17 protein-coding genes are annotated in these 19,627 nt (G+C 34.0%); 11 read left to right on the top strand and 6 right to left on the bottom strand.

The genetic code is table 11. The features are described from left to right. Positions 1 to 92 precede the first annotated feature (92 nt). The gene (locus ACFSJT_RS02705) at positions 93 to 641 is read left to right on the top strand and encodes a hypothetical protein (RefSeq protein WP_378318657.1); all 549 of its coding nucleotides are present in this window, start codon (positions 93 to 95) and stop codon (positions 639 to 641) included. 49 nt (positions 642 to 690) lie between these two features. On the opposite strand, the gene ACFSJT_RS02700 is transcribed toward ACFSJT_RS02705, so the two are convergent. Next, the gene (locus tag ACFSJT_RS02700; RefSeq protein WP_378318656.1) at positions 691 to 1,224 is read right to left on the bottom strand and encodes a hypothetical protein; all 534 of its coding nucleotides are present in this window, start codon (positions 1,222 to 1,224) and stop codon (positions 691 to 693) included. Between the two features lie 143 nt (positions 1,225 to 1,367). Next, complete coding sequence (locus ACFSJT_RS02695; protein ID WP_378318655.1) at positions 1,368 to 1,958, bottom strand: CDP-alcohol phosphatidyltransferase family protein; 591 nt, start codon at positions 1,956 to 1,958, stop codon at positions 1,368 to 1,370. A gap of 679 nt (positions 1,959 to 2,637) precedes the next feature. Between ACFSJT_RS02695 and corA the strand changes: the two genes are divergently transcribed. After that, positions 2,638 to 3,705: a magnesium/cobalt transporter CorA gene (gene corA, locus ACFSJT_RS02690; protein WP_378318654.1), complete on the top strand. Its 1,068-nt coding sequence runs from the start codon at positions 2,638 to 2,640 to the stop codon at positions 3,703 to 3,705. Between the two features lie 78 nt (positions 3,706 to 3,783). Here corA and ACFSJT_RS02685 read toward each other — a convergent pair whose 3' ends face one another. From ACFSJT_RS02685 to ACFSJT_RS02670, 4 genes are all read right to left on the bottom strand, one after another. Next, entirely contained in the window at positions 3,784 to 4,926 is a 1,143-nt protein-coding gene (locus tag ACFSJT_RS02685) for a saccharopine dehydrogenase family protein (protein ID WP_378318653.1), read from the bottom strand. Between the two features lie 169 nt (positions 4,927 to 5,095). Next, positions 5,096 to 5,491, bottom strand: a complete 396-nt coding sequence (locus ACFSJT_RS02680; RefSeq protein ID WP_378318652.1) for a hypothetical protein — start codon at positions 5,489 to 5,491, stop codon at positions 5,096 to 5,098. Continuing rightward, positions 5,481 to 6,446, bottom strand: a complete 966-nt coding sequence (locus ACFSJT_RS02675; RefSeq protein ID WP_378318651.1) for an ROK family protein — start codon at positions 6,444 to 6,446, stop codon at positions 5,481 to 5,483. The genes ACFSJT_RS02680 and ACFSJT_RS02675 overlap by 11 nt, the downstream gene beginning before the upstream one ends. A gap of 173 nt (positions 6,447 to 6,619) precedes the next feature. After that, positions 6,620 to 7,786, bottom strand: coding sequence for a baeRF7 domain-containing protein (locus ACFSJT_RS02670; RefSeq protein ID WP_378318650.1), 1,167 nt, complete (start codon positions 7,784 to 7,786; stop codon positions 6,620 to 6,622). A 237-nt stretch (positions 7,787 to 8,023) separates the two neighbouring features. On the opposite strand from ACFSJT_RS02670, the gene acsA reads away from it, so the two are divergent. The 9 genes from acsA (at position 8,024) to ACFSJT_RS02625 (ending at position 19,584) form a co-directional block, all read left to right on the top strand. Further along, positions 8,024 to 9,757, top strand: a complete 1,734-nt coding sequence (gene acsA, locus ACFSJT_RS02665) for an acetate--CoA ligase (RefSeq protein WP_378318649.1) — start codon at positions 8,024 to 8,026, stop codon at positions 9,755 to 9,757. A 1-nt stretch (position 9,758) separates the two neighbouring features. Further along, positions 9,759 to 10,748 carry a pyruvate dehydrogenase (acetyl-transferring) E1 component subunit alpha gene (pdhA, locus tag ACFSJT_RS02660; RefSeq protein WP_378318648.1) on the top strand — a complete coding sequence of 330 codons (990 nt, stop codon included), beginning with the start codon at positions 9,759 to 9,761 and terminating at the stop codon, positions 10,746 to 10,748. A 2-nt stretch (positions 10,749 to 10,750) separates the two neighbouring features. After that, positions 10,751 to 11,752, top strand: a complete 1,002-nt coding sequence (locus ACFSJT_RS02655) for an alpha-ketoacid dehydrogenase subunit beta (protein WP_378318647.1) — start codon at positions 10,751 to 10,753, stop codon at positions 11,750 to 11,752. Beyond that, positions 11,739 to 12,866 (top strand): dihydrolipoamide acetyltransferase family protein, encoded by a 1,128-nt coding sequence (locus ACFSJT_RS02650; RefSeq protein WP_378318646.1) that lies wholly within the window; start codon positions 11,739 to 11,741, stop codon positions 12,864 to 12,866. The genes ACFSJT_RS02655 and ACFSJT_RS02650 overlap by 14 nt, the downstream gene beginning before the upstream one ends. After that, positions 12,863 to 13,105 (top strand): acyl carrier protein, encoded by a 243-nt coding sequence (locus ACFSJT_RS02645; protein WP_378318645.1) that lies wholly within the window; start codon positions 12,863 to 12,865, stop codon positions 13,103 to 13,105. Before ACFSJT_RS02650 ends, ACFSJT_RS02645 begins: the two co-directional genes overlap by 4 nt. Positions 13,106 to 13,324: 219 nt before the next feature. Next, entirely contained in the window at positions 13,325 to 14,416 is a 1,092-nt protein-coding gene (locus ACFSJT_RS02640; RefSeq protein WP_378318644.1) for a fatty acid desaturase family protein, read from the top strand. 1,223 nt (positions 14,417 to 15,639) lie between these two features. Continuing rightward, positions 15,640 to 17,805: an ATP-binding protein gene (locus tag ACFSJT_RS02635; RefSeq protein WP_378318643.1), complete on the top strand. Its 2,166-nt coding sequence runs from the start codon at positions 15,640 to 15,642 to the stop codon at positions 17,803 to 17,805. Continuing rightward, a complete protein-coding gene (locus tag ACFSJT_RS02630) occupies positions 17,783 to 18,853 on the top strand; it encodes a response regulator (RefSeq protein WP_378318642.1) in 1,071 nt (356 codons plus the stop codon). The genes ACFSJT_RS02635 and ACFSJT_RS02630 overlap by 23 nt, the downstream gene beginning before the upstream one ends. Before the next feature lie 260 nt (positions 18,854 to 19,113). Next, positions 19,114 to 19,584 carry a hypothetical protein gene (locus ACFSJT_RS02625; protein WP_378318641.1) on the top strand — a complete coding sequence of 157 codons (471 nt, stop codon included), beginning with the start codon at positions 19,114 to 19,116 and terminating at the stop codon, positions 19,582 to 19,584. Positions 19,585 to 19,627 lie beyond the last annotated feature (43 nt).

Here is a 19,627-nt window from a genome sequence, read left to right as displayed (position 1 = left end):
CATATATTTTTTATCAAATACTTTTTTTTGAGCTGACAGTTATCATTTTTTCCCAATGTGTGGTTCGGTAATTTTAATGAAAAATATTAAAGATGAATCGTACTGTCAAAATAATATTAGTTTTCTTATCGGTCATCTTATTATTATTTATAATTGCTACCTGGTACAAGTATGAATTTTCAATGGAGGTAGCCAAGGAATATCAGTTAAATACTCCCAATGAGAATATCAAATTACTCATAGCTACACAAGGAAGCGAATTTAAAGATACTATCACCAAAGGTATTGTTAAGCATTATAAGAGAGATTCTATATTTATTAAAGTTATAGATATTTCATCTTTGGTAAAAGTGAATCCCAATGATTTTACAGCAATTTTGATAATGCATACCTGGGAGAATTGGAAACCACCTACTGTGGTAAGACAATTCATAGAACGAACAGCAGATCAGCACAAGAAAATGGTAGTTTTGACTACTTCTGGTCAAGGTTCTTATTCAATAAAACAAATAGATACTTTATACAATTTAGAAAATATAGACGCTTTAACAGGTGAGTCTAATACTAATGAAACAACTTCTTTTATTAAGGAAATAATTTCAAGATTAGATGACAAAATGCACTCTACAGGAGAATTGTGATGATTTGCTATAATTACGTCTTTATTTATTATAAATTGTTACGGGACAATTAATTCTTAATGTGGAATTGATTAATATCGGTTTTCATTGGTAATATTCCATCGTATTTCATTTGCATGATAATGGCATCTATGTAATCGTTAATTGTAAGTTTACCAAGTTGATAATCATAAATGTCTAAACACATTTCCCAGAGCAAAGACAAATTTTTCGGGATCAGCGTATATATATGTGTTTCTATATGATATATTTTAGAATAGCCATATATGGTATCATATTTCTTTTCAAGTCTTGTTGTTGAAGTAATCATAAGGCCATCAAAACCTTTCTTTCGAATAGAACGAATTAATGAATTTATTTCTTCTTCGGCTTTTTCGGGTGTTGTAAAAACCATTGGATAGATTTCCATACTTTGGTAAGCATTGATATGGTAGCTTTTTAACCTATTTTTCATTGTTTTTTCAAAAATCACACGCGCTTCGGTATCTTCAGTTACTGCAGTGATTACTATTTTTTCGAGATTAAAAATTCTCGATTGTTGCTGCTTTCTATTGGATATAGGTTGAGCAGATAATGTGCTCATAAAGATTGAGTAGAAAAAAATAGTAACCAAATATTTCATTATCTGTGACTTTATTAAAAACGTAAAGTACAAAGAGACAATTTCATAAATAATGATCATCGTCATTCCTCCTCTACGATAAGTACGCCCAACTTCAGAAGAGATTATTTTTTATTCTTTAACCTTCTTTTATCGGTAAGGGCCCAGTATATTCCTTTTACTCCAGCAACCCAATGATCGTACATAAAGATGAGAATAATCTCTTCTAAGGTTTCCAATAATCCTAATACGACCATAAAATAGAACAACCAATATACTGGCCCGAAAAATAGTAACCAAAGAATAAAGACAGCTTGCGTGATGGCGGATAGCTTTGCCATATATGTATGAAAAGCAGTTGTTTTACCATATTTTTTTAATGCAATAAGCATCTGAATAGTGTAAGGAACAAATGCTACTATAATTAACACCATGTTTTCTCTCATAAAATTATATTCGAAGAATAAGAGGCCAGCTAGGCCAATCACCAAGGTGACCTGATCTCCAAATGAATCTAATTGTGAACCCCTAGCGCTTGTGATTTTTAGTTTTCGGGCTAAAAATCCGTCGATTGCATCTGTAAGATAACTTATCAATAAAAACCAAGTAAATAATTCACGTTTATCTAACCAGATTAAAACCAATAAAAAGGGTGCAGCTACAACGCGATAAAATGAAAACCAGTCGGCAATATTATAGTTTTTAAAAAGAATCACGTCTTCTTAGGATTGTGGTTATACAAACATTATGAAAACTATCTACTTCAATATAAATAGCTTTAGGTAATTAGCAAATTAAACCAATTAACCAATTGTTAAGATATTGATATGTTTTGCTATGCGTAATGATAAATATCATTCTTTTTCTATTGCCCTGAAGCTCAAATCTCAATCTATTTTATCTAATTAATGTTTTACCAGGAATTTCAACCAACATTGTTACAACAAGAATTACTATGAAGATGTATATGCTATTGAAATTAAAGTATTAATCCGACACATATCGATGAATTAGTGATCGCTGATCATGCATTAGTTTGGGTAGGTTCTTCTAGACAGTCTTGTACTCATACCGATTTCCAATTGCCCGCCCAAGTTTAATTCATCCAGTATCATACAAACCGCATCGCTTTAATTATTGCCTGCTCCCGAATAGCTGATGATTGTCATATTGTGTTCATTATATGTTTTTTTACAATTTTAAATGTCTCTCTTAGTAATAATTTAACAAGGGTATATACAACAATAAAGAGTACAAAAACGGATATCGCATTTACAAGAAAGTGTTGTCAAAAATAGCAATTACTTTGTCTATCCGAAGGTTGTTTTTATTTGGCCATCCTATTGTAAAGATACTTTAAATATGCTACATTGTCATCATAGAAAATTAGTATACATGGAGTTTAAAACACCATCACCGGCCGAGAAGCAATCTGGTTTAGCTCCGGGTACTGTGGTATATACCGGAGATAAAACTTTAAGTGATTTATATATTGAAGTTTTTGACTACGATAAAGATACTTGTGAAGAAAAGGAACTGGACCGAATAGAAGAGGCTTTTACGTATTCTGATACCGAACCTGTTACCTGGATTAATATGAATGGCCTTAATCATATCAAGGCTATTGAAACAATAGGCGAGCAGTATAAACTTCATCCTCTTATTTTAGAAGATATCGCCAATACGCAGCAACGACCAAAAATTGATGAATATGAAAATTATCTTTTTGTAGTATTAAAAATGTTATATTTTGATAAAGAAGAGAATTTATCTATAGAGCACATCAGTTTTGTTTTGGGTAGAAACTATGTGATATCGTTTCAAGAGGCAGATGGAGATGTTTTTGATGGTGTAAGAAACCGTATTCGCACAGGAAAAGGTAGATTGAGGACTTCTGGTGCAGATTATCTGCTTTATGCTTTAATGGACGCTGTGGTTGACAATTACTTCAACTTAATCGAAGCTATGGGTGATAAAATTGAAGAGCTAGAAGATGATTTATTCGAAGAAAAACCAAATGATGACATTACTTATGATATACAAAGCCTTAAAAAGGAGATACTGAAAATTAGAAGAGCAGTATTTCCACTTAGAGAGGTAGTAAATCGTATTGAAAAAAGTGACCATCCACTTATAGTTGAGAAAACTCAATTTTATCTTCGTGACTTATATGATCATATTGTACAGGTTTCAGAAAATATAGAAATATACAGGGATATGATTTGGGGATTGATGGATATGTATATGACCACCATTAGTAATAAGATGAATGAAGTGATGAAAGTACTTACCATTATGGCATCTATTTTTATCCCTCTTACCTTTCTTGCAGGCATCTATGGAATGAATTTTGAAAATATGCCAGAATTAAAATCTAGATATGGATACTATGTGCTTTGGGTGGTAATGATTATGGTGTTTTTTGGTTTATTGTATTATTTTAAAAGAAAAAAATGGTTATAAAAAGTGGATTATTTTATGATATCTATGTCAACAGTGAGGGGAACTGTGATAGATTTAACCATATTTATTAAAGGATGACTATATTTTCCCATAAACGGGAACAATGAAACTTCCTTCTAAAAACTTATCCGGCTCAATTTGGCTTTGTAATATGACACCAGTATAAGATTCTTCAAGTAATAATTGTGCAGATTGAATCAATGGTACAGCTGTGGTGATCTGAATTGCTCGTAAATAGTGTTGGCCTACTTTATTTGGCGATATCTTCTTTGAAACTTCTCTTCGTCTTAAAACATCTTTTGAATCTTTACCTTCGACAGCAGCATATAGAATAATCTGATCATCTTCAATATGTGGAATTTGTTTTTCCATTTCCTGCTGTAGAGCTCTGATGATATCCTTAGTATTGTCATTGTGGTTAATTTGCCTTTGTACCCAGTCATAGTGGCCAGGATGTCGTAAAGTCTTATAGTCCAGAGAACGCACTTTACCAACGAATACATCAGGTAGGTCAGCCGCACCACCAGATGTCAGGTCTTCTTCGTAAGCAATACCATCAATAATAATAGTGGCTTTTTCAGACAATGAAGGTAGTATTGTTCTTTTATAATCTCGAACTACAACAGCATTTTTTATATACTCGGTAGCCACTCCAACAGGGCTCCAGGTAAAACCATAATAATGGGGAGCAACGGCGTGATTTGTTAAGGCACCTACTTTAAATACTAAGGAATTGACTTTATTTACTTCAAAATCATTACAAAAGTCTTTAAAAAGTTTATTGGCGAGTATGTTAATATACCCAGGAGCAAGACCTGTTTGAAGAATAAACCCGGTTTTAGCATCCTTTGCCAAGGAAATAATTTTATTAGTCTCGTCTACATATTCAGTAAGGTTTGCGTAGTGCATATTATAATCTTTAGCAAATGCTGCGATTTTTGGTGCTAATGTCCCGGGGAGACAATCCAGAAGTATGTCTGCTTGATGAAATATATCTTCCATTTCTGCAGAAATATCTTCAGTATCCAGATGAAACGTATTTATGGTACAAGGTTGGGTAGTACCTTCTTTTATCCATTTTGCTATCTTTTGTGCTTTGGAAATAGTCCTGTTTCCTATAAAAAGGGTAGGTGAGACCTCACACCATTCAGCAAGAATGAGCCCAACAGCCTCAGCTATTCCGCCAGCACCAGCTATAATAATTTTATAATGCTTATTCATAAATTAATTTTTTAATCCTTCCTTGTAGTTTATAAACAATGAACATTTTCAACAAATTATTTCCTGTGTTTTAGTTGAAAAATTAATCATAGAATTATTAGTATTTCCTACGCTCAGTGATCTTTGTAGTATATTAGTGTTTACTATTCTTACATTTGTCAATCGCTAATTATTTTTGAAATAAAGTAGTAAGCTTTGTCAACAGGATCAGTTCTGATTTATTTCTTCCTCTTCCAAATGCTATAGCTATTGCATCACTAGTTTCGATGATTTTCTTTACCATTTCATCAGTAAAGAGATCCTTATTTTCAATACAATAAGTTTTGAAAGTATTAAAAGCTTCATCAGCGGTAGTTTTGTTTTTAATTAAACTTCTTAGAGTTTCATATATAATTTCTTCTGTATGGCTGTTTTCTAAATTTGTAGACCAATATTTTTTTACAAACAGAACGATTTTCTTTTTTTCTTCTATCACCATTTTCTTATCTGCCATGGCAATGGCATAAAATAAATGTGCCAGCTTTTGATAAAAAGCTAAGTTATTTTTTAAATTATCAAACATCATTTTTAAAATCTTTCCAAATCAACGCTGCAGCACCTAAAATTGCAGCATTTTTTTCTTTCATCCCAGATGGCAATAGTTTTACTTTTTTCTTATAGATTTCTAACAAATTTTTTTCCATATATTTTTGTGTTGGCTCAAAAATCCAATGCCCACTATTTGCTAAACCACCCATAAGGAAAAAAGCTTCGGGTTGTGTAAATGCAGTAAAATTAGCCAAGGCAAAACCTAATATTTTGGCGGTATAGTCAAATGCTTTTAAGGCAATAGGATCACCTTCTTCTGCTGCTTTGGTAATATCTTCTCCGTGAAGATCATGATAAGCTATGTCTCTAAACCTACTATCCTCCATATACTTGCAAAGCATATATAATATGGTTCTTTTTAACCCTGTTGACGACACATACGCCTCTAAACCGCCTCTAACTCCTAATCCGGTTAGTCTACCATCCCCAAGAGTTAAATCAATATGCCCTAATTCTCCTGCGAATCCATCATATCCATCAATTAATTGACCGTTAGCAACGATACCACTACCAAATCCTGTCCCCAATGTAATGACTATAAAATCTTTCATGTCTTTGGCATTTCCAAATAGCATTTCACCTAAGGCTGCAGCACTGGCATCATTCATTATTTTTGAAGGAAGGTTAGTTTTTGATTTTAATTTATCGAGAAAGGGGACAACACCTTTCCAAACCAGGTTAGGAGCGTGTTCTATGGTTCCTCTTCTGCTCGAAGCGTTGGGAGCTCCGACTCCGATTCCTAAAAGCGTTGCTGGTTGGGGAAGTTGATTATTTAATTCTTCAATCGAAGTGGTGATTTTTTCTAAAAAGTCATCAAGATCAATATAATCTTTGGTAAGGAAGTTTGTTTGGATAAGATTATTTCCTTTGTTGTCTACTAAACCTATTTTGGTTTTTGTACCACCAATGTCAATTCCTGCAACAATATCCATTTTTTTGTTTTTGAAATCACTATGTAAGATCAGAGATTATTTTTAAAGAACATAAATTTTAATACTAAAATAACGTTATATCTGCAATAACGTTATATCTGCCTCATACTACCTGTTATATGAATGTATTTTGATCATTTCTAACATTACCAACAAATATATTATTCAGAAAATCAGTATCTAAATAATGCATTCATTGGACTATTTTTTATTGGCATTTCATCAGATCCTAAGAAATATATTTCCCCTCCTTTTATAAAGGTCTGTAGAGCAGTTAGATTAATCAAAGAGGCATCACCAATTTTGTTTTTGTCATGAACAGTTAGTTTCATATTTTCTTTATTATAGCGACCAAAAATATCAACACCGTTTTGAATAAATAGCGTATCTATTTTGCCTTGTAAAGCGGCAGGTACAATGTCTGAAATCTCATAAGCCGTTTTGGGAGTATTATAGAGTTCTGTAAACCGAGTTATTTTTTTCTTTTTAGACATTTCGAAATATTCTTGTATTACTTTCCAGGATTGTTCATGCAATTTTATTTTATTTCTAAACTCAGGATCCCCACTAATATTTTTATCATAAAGGTTGGGATGTGAATTTACTTCTTTATAAACCGGGTATAAAGAGTCCACGCAAGCTAAAACCAATGGAGCTTGCCGATTACTAAGAACCTTATGGATTCCTTTATCAATAGTTCTAAAAAAAGTCTGGAGTTCTTTTATAGTATCATCTTTTCCCTCACCATGACCATGAAAAGATCCGCCATGAGTGGCTTGACCACTTCTAAATTGTAGCATTTTGGGTTTATAATCGAACCCAACCACTTTTTCTAATTGATCTGGTACAAAATCTTCAATAAAGAGATCTTTAAAATTATATCTGGAGGCTTCATAAAGTTTTATATAGTCCTGACTTAGCTCTAAGACATAGTACAATCCATCTCCATAATATAAAGGTAGTAATGGTTTTAGATAAAAATGATCTGATACATAAGTTGTGGTCTCAAATACTATTGGTAAAGTATAATAGCTTAATCCTCTTGTGCCTAAAAATATCGCCAATCCATCCGAAGGATTTCTCCATAACTTCGTATTGGTTATGAGCTCTTCAATAGGTTTCAGATATTTTTTTATTTCGCTTTCGTGCATTTGATATGCTGCCAGGGCTTGATGTACATCTTTTATAGAACGTTTCAAATTAGCTTGCGCCAAATGTTCATTTTGTTCTTTACCTGTTTTATGCATAGGCAGGTATATAGATACACAATGTAAACCATGTGTATCTGCTAGGGCTTCAAAGTTCTCTTTGGGTAGTGGATGATTTTCTGATACGTACATAACTCTATTTTTACTAAGGTATACATACCTTAAGAGAAACAAAATGACCAAAGTCAGCTTAATAACTAATTTTTAATTTTTTTTAGGAAGTTTTTTGATAGTATATATCCTAACTTGAAGTCTATTATTAAGTCAACAGTCATTCACATTTTTTACGATTTCGATGATAAATATCATTATTAAACTCATAATTGTAGATTACATTAGTGGATATAACAATCTTATGTATAAATATTCATGGGAGACAATGTATATAAATCACTTCAGAATACACCCAATATGCTTGAGTACGATTCTTTTTGTAGTCAGTTTAGTTGGGAGAATGAATATGATAACTTTGAAGGACTCCCTGGGGGAGGGATTAATATCGCTCATGAAACGGTCGACAGACATGCCAATGGCCATCTTAGAAATATAGTTGCTTTAAGGTGGATCCAAAAAGACAGCTCATTTAAAGATTTTACCTATACTGATCTAAAGGTGCAGACTTCACGATTTGCGAATGTCCTGGAAAAATTAGGAGTAAAAAAGGGGGATACGGTTTTTTCATTAACAGGAAGAATTCCTGCACTATATTTTTCGGCTTTAGGAACCCTCAAGAGCAGAGCTATATTCTGTCCTATGTTTTCTGTGTTCGGGCCGGAACCTTGCTTTCAGCGTTTAAACAAAGGAAAAGCTAAAGTATTAGTAACAACCAAAAAATTATACGAGAAAAAAATCAAATCCTTGTTAAATCGGCTCCCATTGCTTCAGTATATCTTATTGACAGATGTTGAACAAGATATTGACAAGATAGCTTTATCTCTATCTAAACTCATGGGTGAAGTTTCAGATGATTATGTGATTAAAAATACAAAACCTGAAGATCCAGCACTATTACATTTTACCAGCGGCACCACAGGTATGCCCAAAGGAGCATTACATGTGCACAAGGCGGTCCTTACTCATTACGTGACCGGCAAATATGTACTGGATCTTCATCCGGGAGATATTTTTTGGTGTACGGCAGATCCGGGATGGGTAACAGGGACTTCGTATGGGATCATCGCTCCTTTGGTAAATGGCGTTACTAATATTATCGATGAAGAAGAATTTAATGCAAAAAGATGGTATTCTATTTTGGAGGAACATAGTGTTAATGTTTGGTATACGGCTCCAACGGCCATTCGTAGATTAATGCGAATAGATTTCAATCCTCTGGAAAAATATGATTTGTCTCGCTTGCGTGTGATTCATAGTGTTGGTGAGCCTTTGCAACCAAAAGAAGTAATTTGGGGTCAAAATACTTTTAAAATACCGATTTGTGATAATTGGTGGCAAACTGAAACAGGAGGGATTATGATTTCTAACTATGTTTCTATAAAAGTGAAACCAGGATCTATGGGTAAGCCGTTGCCCGGGATTGAAGCTGCCATTGGAGAAATTGAAGGAGAAAAAATACGTCTCTTAACCAAACCAGGAGAACAGGGGCATCTGTTGCTAAGATCCGGATGGCCATCCATGTTCAGGACATACCTGGATGAAGAAGAACGCTATCAAAAATGTTTTAAAGGAGAATGGTATATAACAGGAGATTTGGCAAGAAAAGATGCAGATGGTTATTTTTGGTTTGTTGGCAGGGCAGATGATATTATTAAAACATCCGGTCACATGGTAGGTCCTTTTGAAGTAGAAAGTGCATTAATGGAGCATCTGGCAGTTGCTGAAGCCGCTATTATTGGAAAGCCAGATCCCATTATAGGTGAATTGGTTAAAGCATTCATCGTTTTAAAACCAGGAGTTGAAGCAAATGAACAAGCCCGGTTGGATATTAAAGGTTTTTTAAGAAAAAAATTGGGACCGGCAGTAGCGCCTAAAGAAATAGCATTTATAGAAAGTTTACCAAAAACAAAAAGCGGTAAGATCTTAAGAAGACTGTTAAAAGCAAGAGAGTTAGGATTACCAGAAGGAGACACATCAACACTAGAATGATATGAAAAAGGAACAAACGAAAGCGCAACAGGTAGTTGATCGGGAACTCGGTCTGGAACTGCTATATCAGATGGTCCTGATCAGAAGGTTTGAAGAGAAATCTGCCGAAATGTACACAAAGGAAAAAATACGAGGTTTTCTTCATCTATACATTGGAGAAGAAGCAGTTGCGGTGGGTGCTATGAAGGCTTTGACTAAAGATGATAATATACTAAGTACCTATCGTGAACACGGTCATGCCCTGGCACGAGGAGTTGATCCGGGAAGTATTATGGCCGAGATGTATGGTAAACAGGAAGGGTGTAGCAGGGGACGCGGAGGATCAATGCATTTGTTTGATGTAGGAAAAAAATTTTACGGTGGTAACGCTATTGTGGGTGGGCATTTACCTATGGCCGTCGGTATGGCACTTGCATCAAAAAAACAACGGCAAAATAAGATCACATGTTGCTTTTTTGGAGAAGGGGCAGTGGCCGAAGGAGAATTCCACGAAGCTATGAATTTTGCAGCCCTATGGCAGGTACCCGTTCTTTTTCTATGCGAAAATAATTTGTATGCTATGGGAACAGCGCTTAGATTTTCGCATTCAGTTCAAGAATTAGAAAAGAAAGGTGCCGCATATGGTATTGAATCTGCTGCGGTCAATGGGATGGATGTATTGGAAGTGAAAAAAGCTGTAGAAAAGGCTATAGGGTATATTAAATCCACTGGCAAACCTTATTTTCTGGTATGTAATACCTATCGTTTTAGAGCGCATTCGATGTTTGACCCTCAACTATATCGTGATAAAAAGGAAGTTAATACCTGGAAAGAACGTGATCCCATTCCTACATTGGCCAATCAGCTTTTAAAAGAAGACCTAATTTCTCAAAATGATATTGATGCTATTGAAGAAAGGGTTAAAATCGAGATACAAAAAGCAGTTGATTTTGCAGAGGCGGGAACCTGGGAGCCGATAGAGGAATTAACAAAATTTGTGTATAGTAGATAGTCATGAATGAGACCGGAACAGTAAAAATCACGTATAGAGAAGCTTTGAAACAAGGGCTTCGAGAGGCTTTGATCAATAACGACAAAACATTTTTAATGGGTGAGGATGTTGGACGTTATGGTGGTGCTTTTGCAGTGAGTAAAGGATTTCTTGAAGAATTTGGAGAAGACCGCATCATGGACGTTCCGCTATCAGAATCAGGTTTTGTTGGCGCAGGTATCGGTGCGGCTTTGGGTGGTATGCGTCCGATAGTAGAAGTGATGACAGTTAACTTTAGCCTGCTGGCTTTTGATCAGATCGTTAATAATGCTTCTACCTTATTGCATATGTCTGGTGGCCAGATCAATGTGCCTGTCGTGATCCGAATGAACTCGGGAATTGGCCAACAACTTGCAGCACAACATTCGCATAGTTGGGAACCTTTCTATGCGCATATTCCCGGATTAAAAGTGGTCTCTGTAGGAACTCACGAGGATGCAAGAGGAATGCTTTTGACAGCACTAGAGAGCGCAGATCCCGTGATTCTGTTTGAATACACTTCTTTATTAAATATGGAATCAGAAATCCCTATAAATGCAGGTGCTGTGGATATTGAAAAAGCCAAAGTACGAAGAGAGGGAAAAGATCTGTCAATCATTACTTATGGTCCCGGAGTGTACAAATCATTAGAAGCAGCTGAAGAATTAGCCGAATCAGGAATTGACGTGGAAGTCGTAGATCTTCGTATATTAAATCCTATGGATAACGAAACCATTATGAATTCTGTAACCAAAACCCATCGAGTTTTAATTGTAGAAGAAGCCTGGAGATCTGTTAGCATATCCTCTGAAATCGCTTCTAGAATCATGGAAGAAGCCTTCTATGATCTAGACGAACCGGTACAAAGATTATGTGGTGTGGAAGTGCCTATTCCTTATCCCAAGCATCTCGAAGATGCTTCGATTCCGCAAAAAGAAGATATCATCAAATCAGTTTTAAAAATGGTAGAATATGATCGAATTTAAGATGCCAAGCCTTGGTGCAGATATGGAAGATGGCACACTTATCGAATGGAGAGTGAGTTCGGGAGACGTAGTAAAACGAGGTGATATTATTGCCGAGGTTGATACCCAAAAAGGACTGATCGAGATAGAGGTTTTTGAAGAAGGAACTATCGATAGACTTATCATCAAAGAGGGCATGAAAGTGCCTGTAGGGACAATTATTGCTACCATTATCCCTTTGGAAGAAAAAGTGCCTGTAAAAAAGGAAGCCTTAAAAAAATCTCTAATTAGATCACCAGACAGGATCAAGATTTCACCCTTGGCCAGAAAAATCGCTAAAGAAAAAGAAATAGATTTTTCGATCATACAAGGGACTGGCCCCGAAGGTAGTATTACCAAAAAGGATATAGAACTTGCTGGTAAAAAGAAAATAGAGCCACAGGTTGAAATTTTAGAGGATAAAAGAGACATCGATATACAAGGTGTACGAGCAGCTATTGCCTCTGCTATGAGCAGGTCAAATAAAGAGATCCCTCATTTTTATCTAGAGACAAGAATTAATATGTCCAAAGCAATGAACTGGTTGAAAGAAACCAACAAGCAACTTCCGCTTAGAGATAGATTGCTATCTGTCGTGGTGATAATCAAAGCTATGGCTAAAGCAATAAAAGAAGTACCTGAAGTCAATGCATATTGGGAAGATAGTTTACAATTAAAAGAAGCTATAAATATTGGATTTGCAGTTTCTCTTCGAAAAGGAGGTGTTGTGATTCCTGCAATACTGGATGCTGATAAAAAATCGTTACCTGAATTGATGAAACTTTTAAATGATTTGATCCCACGTGCGAGAGCTCTGAAATTAAGAAGTTCAGAATTAAGTGAATCCACCATTACCCTTACAAATATTGGGGAAGGTAATGTAGATAAAGTTTTTGGAGTGATTTATCCTCCGCAGGTAGCCATTGTAGGATTTGGCAGTGTTACAGATGAGGTCTGGGTAGAAAATAACACAATAAGTATTTGCCCAGTGCTTCATGCAACGCTTGCAGCAGATCATAGAGCTATTGATGGTTATTTGGGAGGAAGATTTCTAAACGTATTAAAAAAGAACCTCCAGCAACCTGAAACGTTATGAATAAGCGGGATATAAAAACAATTGTTTTGCAGTTATTGCAAAAGATAGCACCAGATATTGATCCGTCAACATTAGAAATGGATGATAACATAAGAGAAGTTTTTGGGATTGACTCTTTTGACTTTCTTCAATTTATAGTGGGTCTTGACGAAGAACTCGAAATTAAAACTCCAGAGGAAGATTATGGTAAAATTACGACCCTTAATGCAGTAATTGCTTATGTGAAATCCAAAACATAACTATAACCTATTATCAATTTTAAAAAACATCCTTTATTTATTTAAGTCAAAAAACAAATCAGTGTTCATAAATTTTCATTAAGATCATGTCTTGAAGTTATTATTTTTAAATAACCCCAAACTGACCATTCTCATTTTGTCTTTCTATCCTCAGTTGTACTTTTATCACATTAACTTTTAAGGATTTAATGGTAATTTTTTTTTTAAAGTGTTATTATTATGGAAAGTATTAAGTTCCGCAGCGATAACAATAATGAGCAAAAATTTGCACGTGAAGTTAGGAAGCGTGTACGCTCCTATTTTAAAGATAATAATATTTCTACCTATGGAAACTTCAAGATGTACCTAAAAACTGTTATTATGTTAGGAGTTTACCTAATACCTTTCATAATATTGCTTACGGTACCATTGTCTTCATTGGTGGCATTGGTCATGGCTGTTCTTATGGGTATTGGTGAGGCTGGAATCGGTATGTCGGTTATGCATGATGGAGCACACGGATCTTATTCTTCAAAAACATGGGTAAATAAACTTATGGCTTCTACCATGTTTCTTTTAGGCAGTAATACTACAAACTGGAAGATACAGCACAATATGAATCACCATAGCTTTACAAATATATTCAACTATGATACTGATATTTCAACAATTAGTGTGATACGTTTATGCGAGCATGCTCCACTTAAAAATTACCATCGTTATCAGCATTTGTATGCATTTCCACTTTATGGGCTTATGACATTTGTAAGATTATTTGGTGAGATATCGGTTTTATTAGAATATAACAGAAAAGGAATAACCAAAAAACAGAATGCTAATCCTTCATTAGAATTAGTTAAGCTTATCATTACAAAGGTTATTTATATGGCTCTAATTATCGGCCTGCCACTACTGCTTACCAATTTTACCTTTTGGCAAATATTAATTGGTTTTGTTATTTTACATACAACTGCAGGTATAATAATGAGTACCGTATTTCAAATGGCGCATGTAGTAGAAGGTGCATACCAGCCATTGCCAGATGAAAACAATGTCATTAGAAATGATTGGGTGGTCCATCAACTAAGAGCAACATCCGATTTTGGAAGAAAGAATGGACTATTTAGCTGGTATATAGGTGGACTGGACTTTCAGATCGAGCACCATTTGTTTCAAAATATATGTCATATACATTACTCTGCAATTGCTCCAATTATACAGGGAACAGCAAAGGAATATGGATTTAATTATAACCTAAAACCTACAGTTTTTCATGCTCTTGCTTCTCATTTCCGAAGGCTAAAAGAATTGGGCAGAAAAAAAATACAGTAAAAAATATAAACAATACCATTTAAATTTTGATTGCAAGAATGAGAAATTATTCTGCCAAAACCACATCAAAACAGATTTAATCTCAAAACATTCTATAAATTAAAAAACAAAAAATAAAAACTTTCAGAATTATATTGGTAACTTATACGATATTATTACTTGGGTCCTGTGTTAGCCAAAAAAATATGTAGAGTTAGAGAATAATGCACCGCGATGTGAGAATGATCTAAAATCGAATTAAGATAAGTTTCTTATAACAGAAACAAATCTGGATAATGCAAGGAATAATATAAAGCGTTAGAACAAAGAATAGCGTATTTTAAAAGTACAAATACTGTCTTTGAGGATGAAGATATAAGCATCGAGGTCAAAAAAGGAGTGGTATATATCTCAATATCTGATCGTATGCCGTTTAGATCCGGGAGTTATAAAATTAGTAGTCGGGCACAAGAAGTCATTGGTAAAATAGTATAGATTGTGAATGATCATAAAGAATTAGACATTTAAGTAGAAGGGCATACCGACAACTTACCTATTGCCACAAAATGTATGCTAGATAATTGAGATTTGAGTGTTAAAAGGGCAACATCCATAGTACGACGTATGCAAACAAAATTTGAGGTAGAACCAGAACGAATGACTGCAGGCGGCCGTTCGTAATATATTTCTAAATCAACCAACAAAAAGATAGAAAGGCGAGCCATTAATAGAAGAACAGAAATCATCATATTACCTCAATTAGATCAGTTCTTCGAATTACTCGAACCACTTTTGACCACAAATTGAACGGGACAATTGAATTAAGTCTAAAAGTAATACATGATGACCATAGTCATTGTAATAATTATTTGTCCGAGATATTTTTAGTAACTCTGGTCGAATGATGTAAAAAGTAAAGTTATATGTAACTAAAAATTACTGTGTAGCTTATTAGTAATGCTTAATGTAGATTATGGGTGTAAAAAAACTACTTTACCATACCTGTATAGGAATAAAATACTAAAAGCAAAAGAAGTGTGATAGACTTCATGTTCCAATCTACACCTGAGAGTATGATCTATATCATATTTATGCATCCCGAACATGTATATATTTGAGAAAACCAGCGCACAAATATGTTAGACGTTTGGCAAGAAATAGTTTCTTGTTAAAGACTGCCCTTAAGTACAATATAACTTCCTGGAAGTATAAGTAATTGCAGCCGTATTAGCACATTGGTACAAATGGAATTTAATGATATGGAGAATGTGATACAACATAAAAAAATTTTTCAAAGTATTTTTAGATTCTCAAGTGAAGGAATTCTGATTTGTAGTGAAACAGGAATTATTACAGCGGCTAATCCAGCTATTGACAAAATGTTTGGTTATAACTCTGGAAAGTTAATAGGTCGAAAGCTAGAAATAATTTTTTCTCAAAAATCAATAAAAAAGTTAAAACTACTTTTAAAGAACGACATCAATAATGTATCAATGGTTCAGGATCAAGCGTTATTGGGTTTAAAAAAAGATGGCTCTCAAATATTTGTAAAGTTGAAAGTAAGAGTCTCGAAACATTGTAATAACCAAATATTTACAATTTTTATCGCTAATATCACAAACCATAAAAAAGAAGAATTCCTTAAAAAGCATCTCAGAAAAATACTGAAACTGATTACCCAACACCAATCGTTAGATATTATCGTAAAAAGAATCACAGAAACCTTAGAACTATACATCCTTGACTGCAAATCATCTATTTTAAAATTGGATCAAGAAGTAGGCACCTTATATAACTTATCCAGCCCCAAACTTTCCTATGACTTTCAGCAAGTACTTGAAGGAATAACCATTATTCCAGAAATATGTTCTTGTAGCTGTGCCGCACATGAAAAAAAAGAAATTTTAGTTAGTGATATTACCAAAGAGCCATTATGGAAAAATCATAAAGCTTTATTATCAGAAAATAATGTTAATACCGCCTGGTCATTTCCAATTCTCTCTTCTACTCAAGAGGTTTTAGGTACACTAACCCTATATTCTCATAAAAATAGAAAGCTTACAGAATTCGAAAAAGAGGTAATTGAAGATCTAAACTTATTAGCAGGTATGGCCATAGAACAAAATAATATCCATATCACACTACTGCAAAATCAAAAAGAACTTAAAGGATATAATCAAAGATTAAAAGAAGAAGTAAAAGAACATACCGACGAATTAATGACAACGGTACAAAAACTCGTAGAAACTAATATCAATCTAGAAGATCAGATACAAGTTACTAAAGCTGCAGAAACAATTGCTCAAGAAAATCAAGTAATGTTTTCTGCAATAGCAGAAAACTTTCCAAATGGCATCATTGTAGTGGTTAATAATACTTTTAGAGTTGAGTATATCGAAGGTCAAGAATTAGACAAATTAGCACTTAGGGATCTAATTCATAGAGGTATACTTATCGACAACATCCACGCGTTTTCTGAAGCCAGGAAAACAAGAATAAAAAAAGATCTGCAAAAAACGTTTGATGGAGAGCATCTTGCTTTTGAAACAGAATATAAAAACAACACTTACGCAGTAAATACAACACCACTTTTCAGTAATAATGTAAACAACAAACAGGCTTTACTAGTATATTATAACATCTCACAACGTAAACTGGCAGAACAAAAAATCCTCCAAACATTAGAAAAAGAGCAGAAATTAAACGAACTAAAATCTCGTTTTATCTCTTTAGCTTCTCATGAATTCAGAACACCATTAAGTGCAATTCTTTCATCCACGAATCTGATTAAAAAGTTAAACGCTACCAGGAAAGTACAAAAAAGAGAAAAATACCTGTTCAAAATCAAGTCAAATGTAAAAAACCTCGTGAGCGTCCTTAATGATTTTCTTTCATTGAGCAAACTTGAAGAGGGAAAATTATCTCTACAGTCTAAATACTTCGATTTGATCCAATTTTCAAAGTCCCTAATCGAAGAGATGGAGCCTAATAAAAAAGAAGGGCAAACTATTAAAATCATCAATAAAACTCCTTTTATTGAAGTATATCTTGATTCGAAACTACTAAGGCATGTTCTGTCTAATTTACTAAGCAATGCTATCAAATATTCGCCTGTAAATGCTAAAATTACCATAAGCATCACTCAAGAAGAAAAATGGATATCTGTTCAAATCAAAGACCAGGGAATTGGTATACCTGTTGAAGAACAGAAGGATATATTTCAACGATTTTTTCGAGCAAAAAACGCTATTAATATACAAGGCACTGGCCTTGGATTATATATCGTGAAACAATATATAGAACTAATGGATGGAACTATTAGTTTTAAAAGCAATCCAAAAGAAGGGACTACTTTCTTTATTAAATTACCTCTAAAACCAAAACAAAATGAAAAAAATCTTATTGATTGAAGACAATGTAGATGTGAGAGAAACTACAGCAGATATTCTGGAGCTGTCTGATTATGAAGTAATACCAGCCAAAGATGGCCGGCTGGGTGTTAAAAAGGCACAAAAATACATACCCGATCTTATCATTTGTGACATTATGATGCCAGAGTTAGATGGATATGAAGTATTACAAATACTAAACAAGAGCCCAAAAACAGCCACGATCCCCTTTATTTTTTTAACTGCCAAATCTGAAAAAGTAGATATTCGTAAGGGAATGAACCTTGGTGCCGATGATTACTTGGTCAAACCTTTTGAAGAACATGAGCTACTAGAAGCCATAGAAAGCCGTCTAAAAAAAAACCACTTTTTAAAAAGAAAATATTCTAAAAGTATAGCGGGCATTCATGATTTTATTGAAGAAGCATCAGAATATATGGACCTCGAAGGATTTACCCGAAAATATCAATTGAAAACCTACAAAAAAAAGAATGATATTTTTATAGAAGGATGCAATGCACACAAATTATGTTTCATACAAAGCGGAGTAATAAAAACTTATAAAATCACTGCTGCAGGAAAAGAATTCATTACGGGTATCTACGGTCCTGGTGATTTTATAGGTCAATTATCTTTGCTTTTTAAAGAAGGTACTAATATCGAATCAGCGACCGTAATCGAAGATGCAGAAGTTTGTGAAATCCCAAAAGAAGATTTTATGAAACTTATATATGGTAATAGGGTTGTGGCCAACAAATTTATTGATATGATTTCACATGACTTGATCGATATGCGTGATCAAATGATGCATATGGCTTTTGCACCTGTAAGGCAAAGAGTAGCAAAAGTTTTATTAGAATTGCATGGTAAAGTCATCGTTAAAAATAAAATTAATTCAGGAATCGATATCCCCAGAGAAGACTTTGCAGGGATCATAGGCACAGCAACAGAGACCGCAATCAGAATGTTGTCAAAATTTAAAGACGAAGGTTTGATCTCTATGGGAACCGGAAGAAAACTTATTTTATTAGATAAAAACAGACTTAGAAGAATTGCAAATTTTAATTAAATAAGACTGTATTTTGAAATGCCTGGCGGGCGTATTTAAAATAGTAAGTTAAATTTATCTTGCTGTAGAACGGGATTTAGCTTCATACTTCAAACTTAGGTCGATTTGGCTTATTCGATTAAAGATTTACTTTTTTACACCTTTTTGTTCAACATGATTTAATAAACATAAAAAAATACGACGAATGATTTTGGTCATTCATTTTAATATTTATTAATGATATTTTTATAGGTGTAAGTAAGGACATTTAAAATTTGATGATGAATGCAAAAGTTTCTGGTTGGGAAGAGAAAGCCTTTTACGTAAAAGCATATCAGGATTTATGTAACATAAAGAAAGCCATAAATACTATAAAACAGAACATTGACTCCTCAACACAGTTATCGGTACTCTGTAGAGTACCAACAGAGATTAATAAGGATACTACTCAAAAATTATTGAAAGCGTATAGAGAACAATTATTGGGTACTTCGATGGAACATGGATTTTTTTTTAATTCCCAAATCGGTACTATTTTTATTATCGGTTCTCTGACTTCGATGTTTCTTAGGGATATGGACGGAAAAGTTCTGGGAGCCTTATCTACTGCTCCTTATGCAATTTTAAGAGGCTTGGGGCTTGAGAAAGAAACAGCACAAACATATGTAAACGCACTAAAGCTAGGATGTTGGTTATTAATTTTGAGAGGATTTAAAGACGACTTGTATATTTTGAAGGGTATATTAAATTAATAATCAGTTTACTTGCTACATGCATTAGGATAATAACAATAAT

It is taken from the genome of Aquimarina celericrescens (genome assembly GCF_042682765.1).
Taxonomy (GTDB): Bacteria; Bacteroidota; Bacteroidia; order Flavobacteriales; family Flavobacteriaceae; genus Aquimarina; species Aquimarina celericrescens.
The sequence above is the reverse complement of the archived record's forward strand: the minus strand, read 5'-3'. Positions and strand labels throughout refer to the sequence as shown.

Coding starts and splice junctions, on each gene's coding strand:
- ACFSJT_RS02705 (WP_378318657.1), top strand. CDS start 93: ATGAATCGTACTGTCAAAATAATATTAGTTTTCTTATCGGTCATCTTA.
- ACFSJT_RS02700 (WP_378318656.1), bottom strand. CDS start 1,224: ATGAGCACATTATCTGCTCAACCTATATCCAATAGAAAGCAGCAACAA.
- corA (WP_378318654.1), top strand. CDS start 2,638: ATGGAGTTTAAAACACCATCACCGGCCGAGAAGCAATCTGGTTTAGCT.
- ACFSJT_RS02685 (WP_378318653.1), bottom strand. CDS start 4,926: ATGAATAAGCATTATAAAATTATTATAGCTGGTGCTGGCGGAATAGCT.
- ACFSJT_RS02680 (WP_378318652.1), bottom strand. CDS start 5,491: ATGATGTTTGATAATTTAAAAAATAACTTAGCTTTTTATCAAAAGCTG.
- ACFSJT_RS02675 (WP_378318651.1), bottom strand. CDS start 6,446: ATGGATATTGTTGCAGGAATTGACATTGGTGGTACAAAAACCAAAATA.
- ACFSJT_RS02670 (WP_378318650.1), bottom strand. CDS start 7,786: ATGTACGTATCAGAAAATCATCCACTACCCAAAGAGAACTTTGAAGCC.
- acsA (WP_378318649.1), top strand. CDS start 8,024: ATGGGAGACAATGTATATAAATCACTTCAGAATACACCCAATATGCTT.
- pdhA (WP_378318648.1), top strand. CDS start 9,759: ATGAAAAAGGAACAAACGAAAGCGCAACAGGTAGTTGATCGGGAACTC.
- ACFSJT_RS02655 (WP_378318647.1), top strand. CDS start 10,751: ATGAATGAGACCGGAACAGTAAAAATCACGTATAGAGAAGCTTTGAAA.
- ACFSJT_RS02650 (WP_378318646.1), top strand. CDS start 11,739: ATGATCGAATTTAAGATGCCAAGCCTTGGTGCAGATATGGAAGATGGC.
- ACFSJT_RS02645 (WP_378318645.1), top strand. CDS start 12,863: ATGAATAAGCGGGATATAAAAACAATTGTTTTGCAGTTATTGCAAAAG.
- ACFSJT_RS02640 (WP_378318644.1), top strand. CDS start 13,325: ATGGAAAGTATTAAGTTCCGCAGCGATAACAATAATGAGCAAAAATTT.
- ACFSJT_RS02635 (WP_378318643.1), top strand. CDS start 15,640: ATGGAATTTAATGATATGGAGAATGTGATACAACATAAAAAAATTTTT.
- ACFSJT_RS02630 (WP_378318642.1), top strand. CDS start 17,783: ATGAAAAAAATCTTATTGATTGAAGACAATGTAGATGTGAGAGAAACT.
- ACFSJT_RS02625 (WP_378318641.1), top strand. CDS start 19,114: ATGAATGCAAAAGTTTCTGGTTGGGAAGAGAAAGCCTTTTACGTAAAA.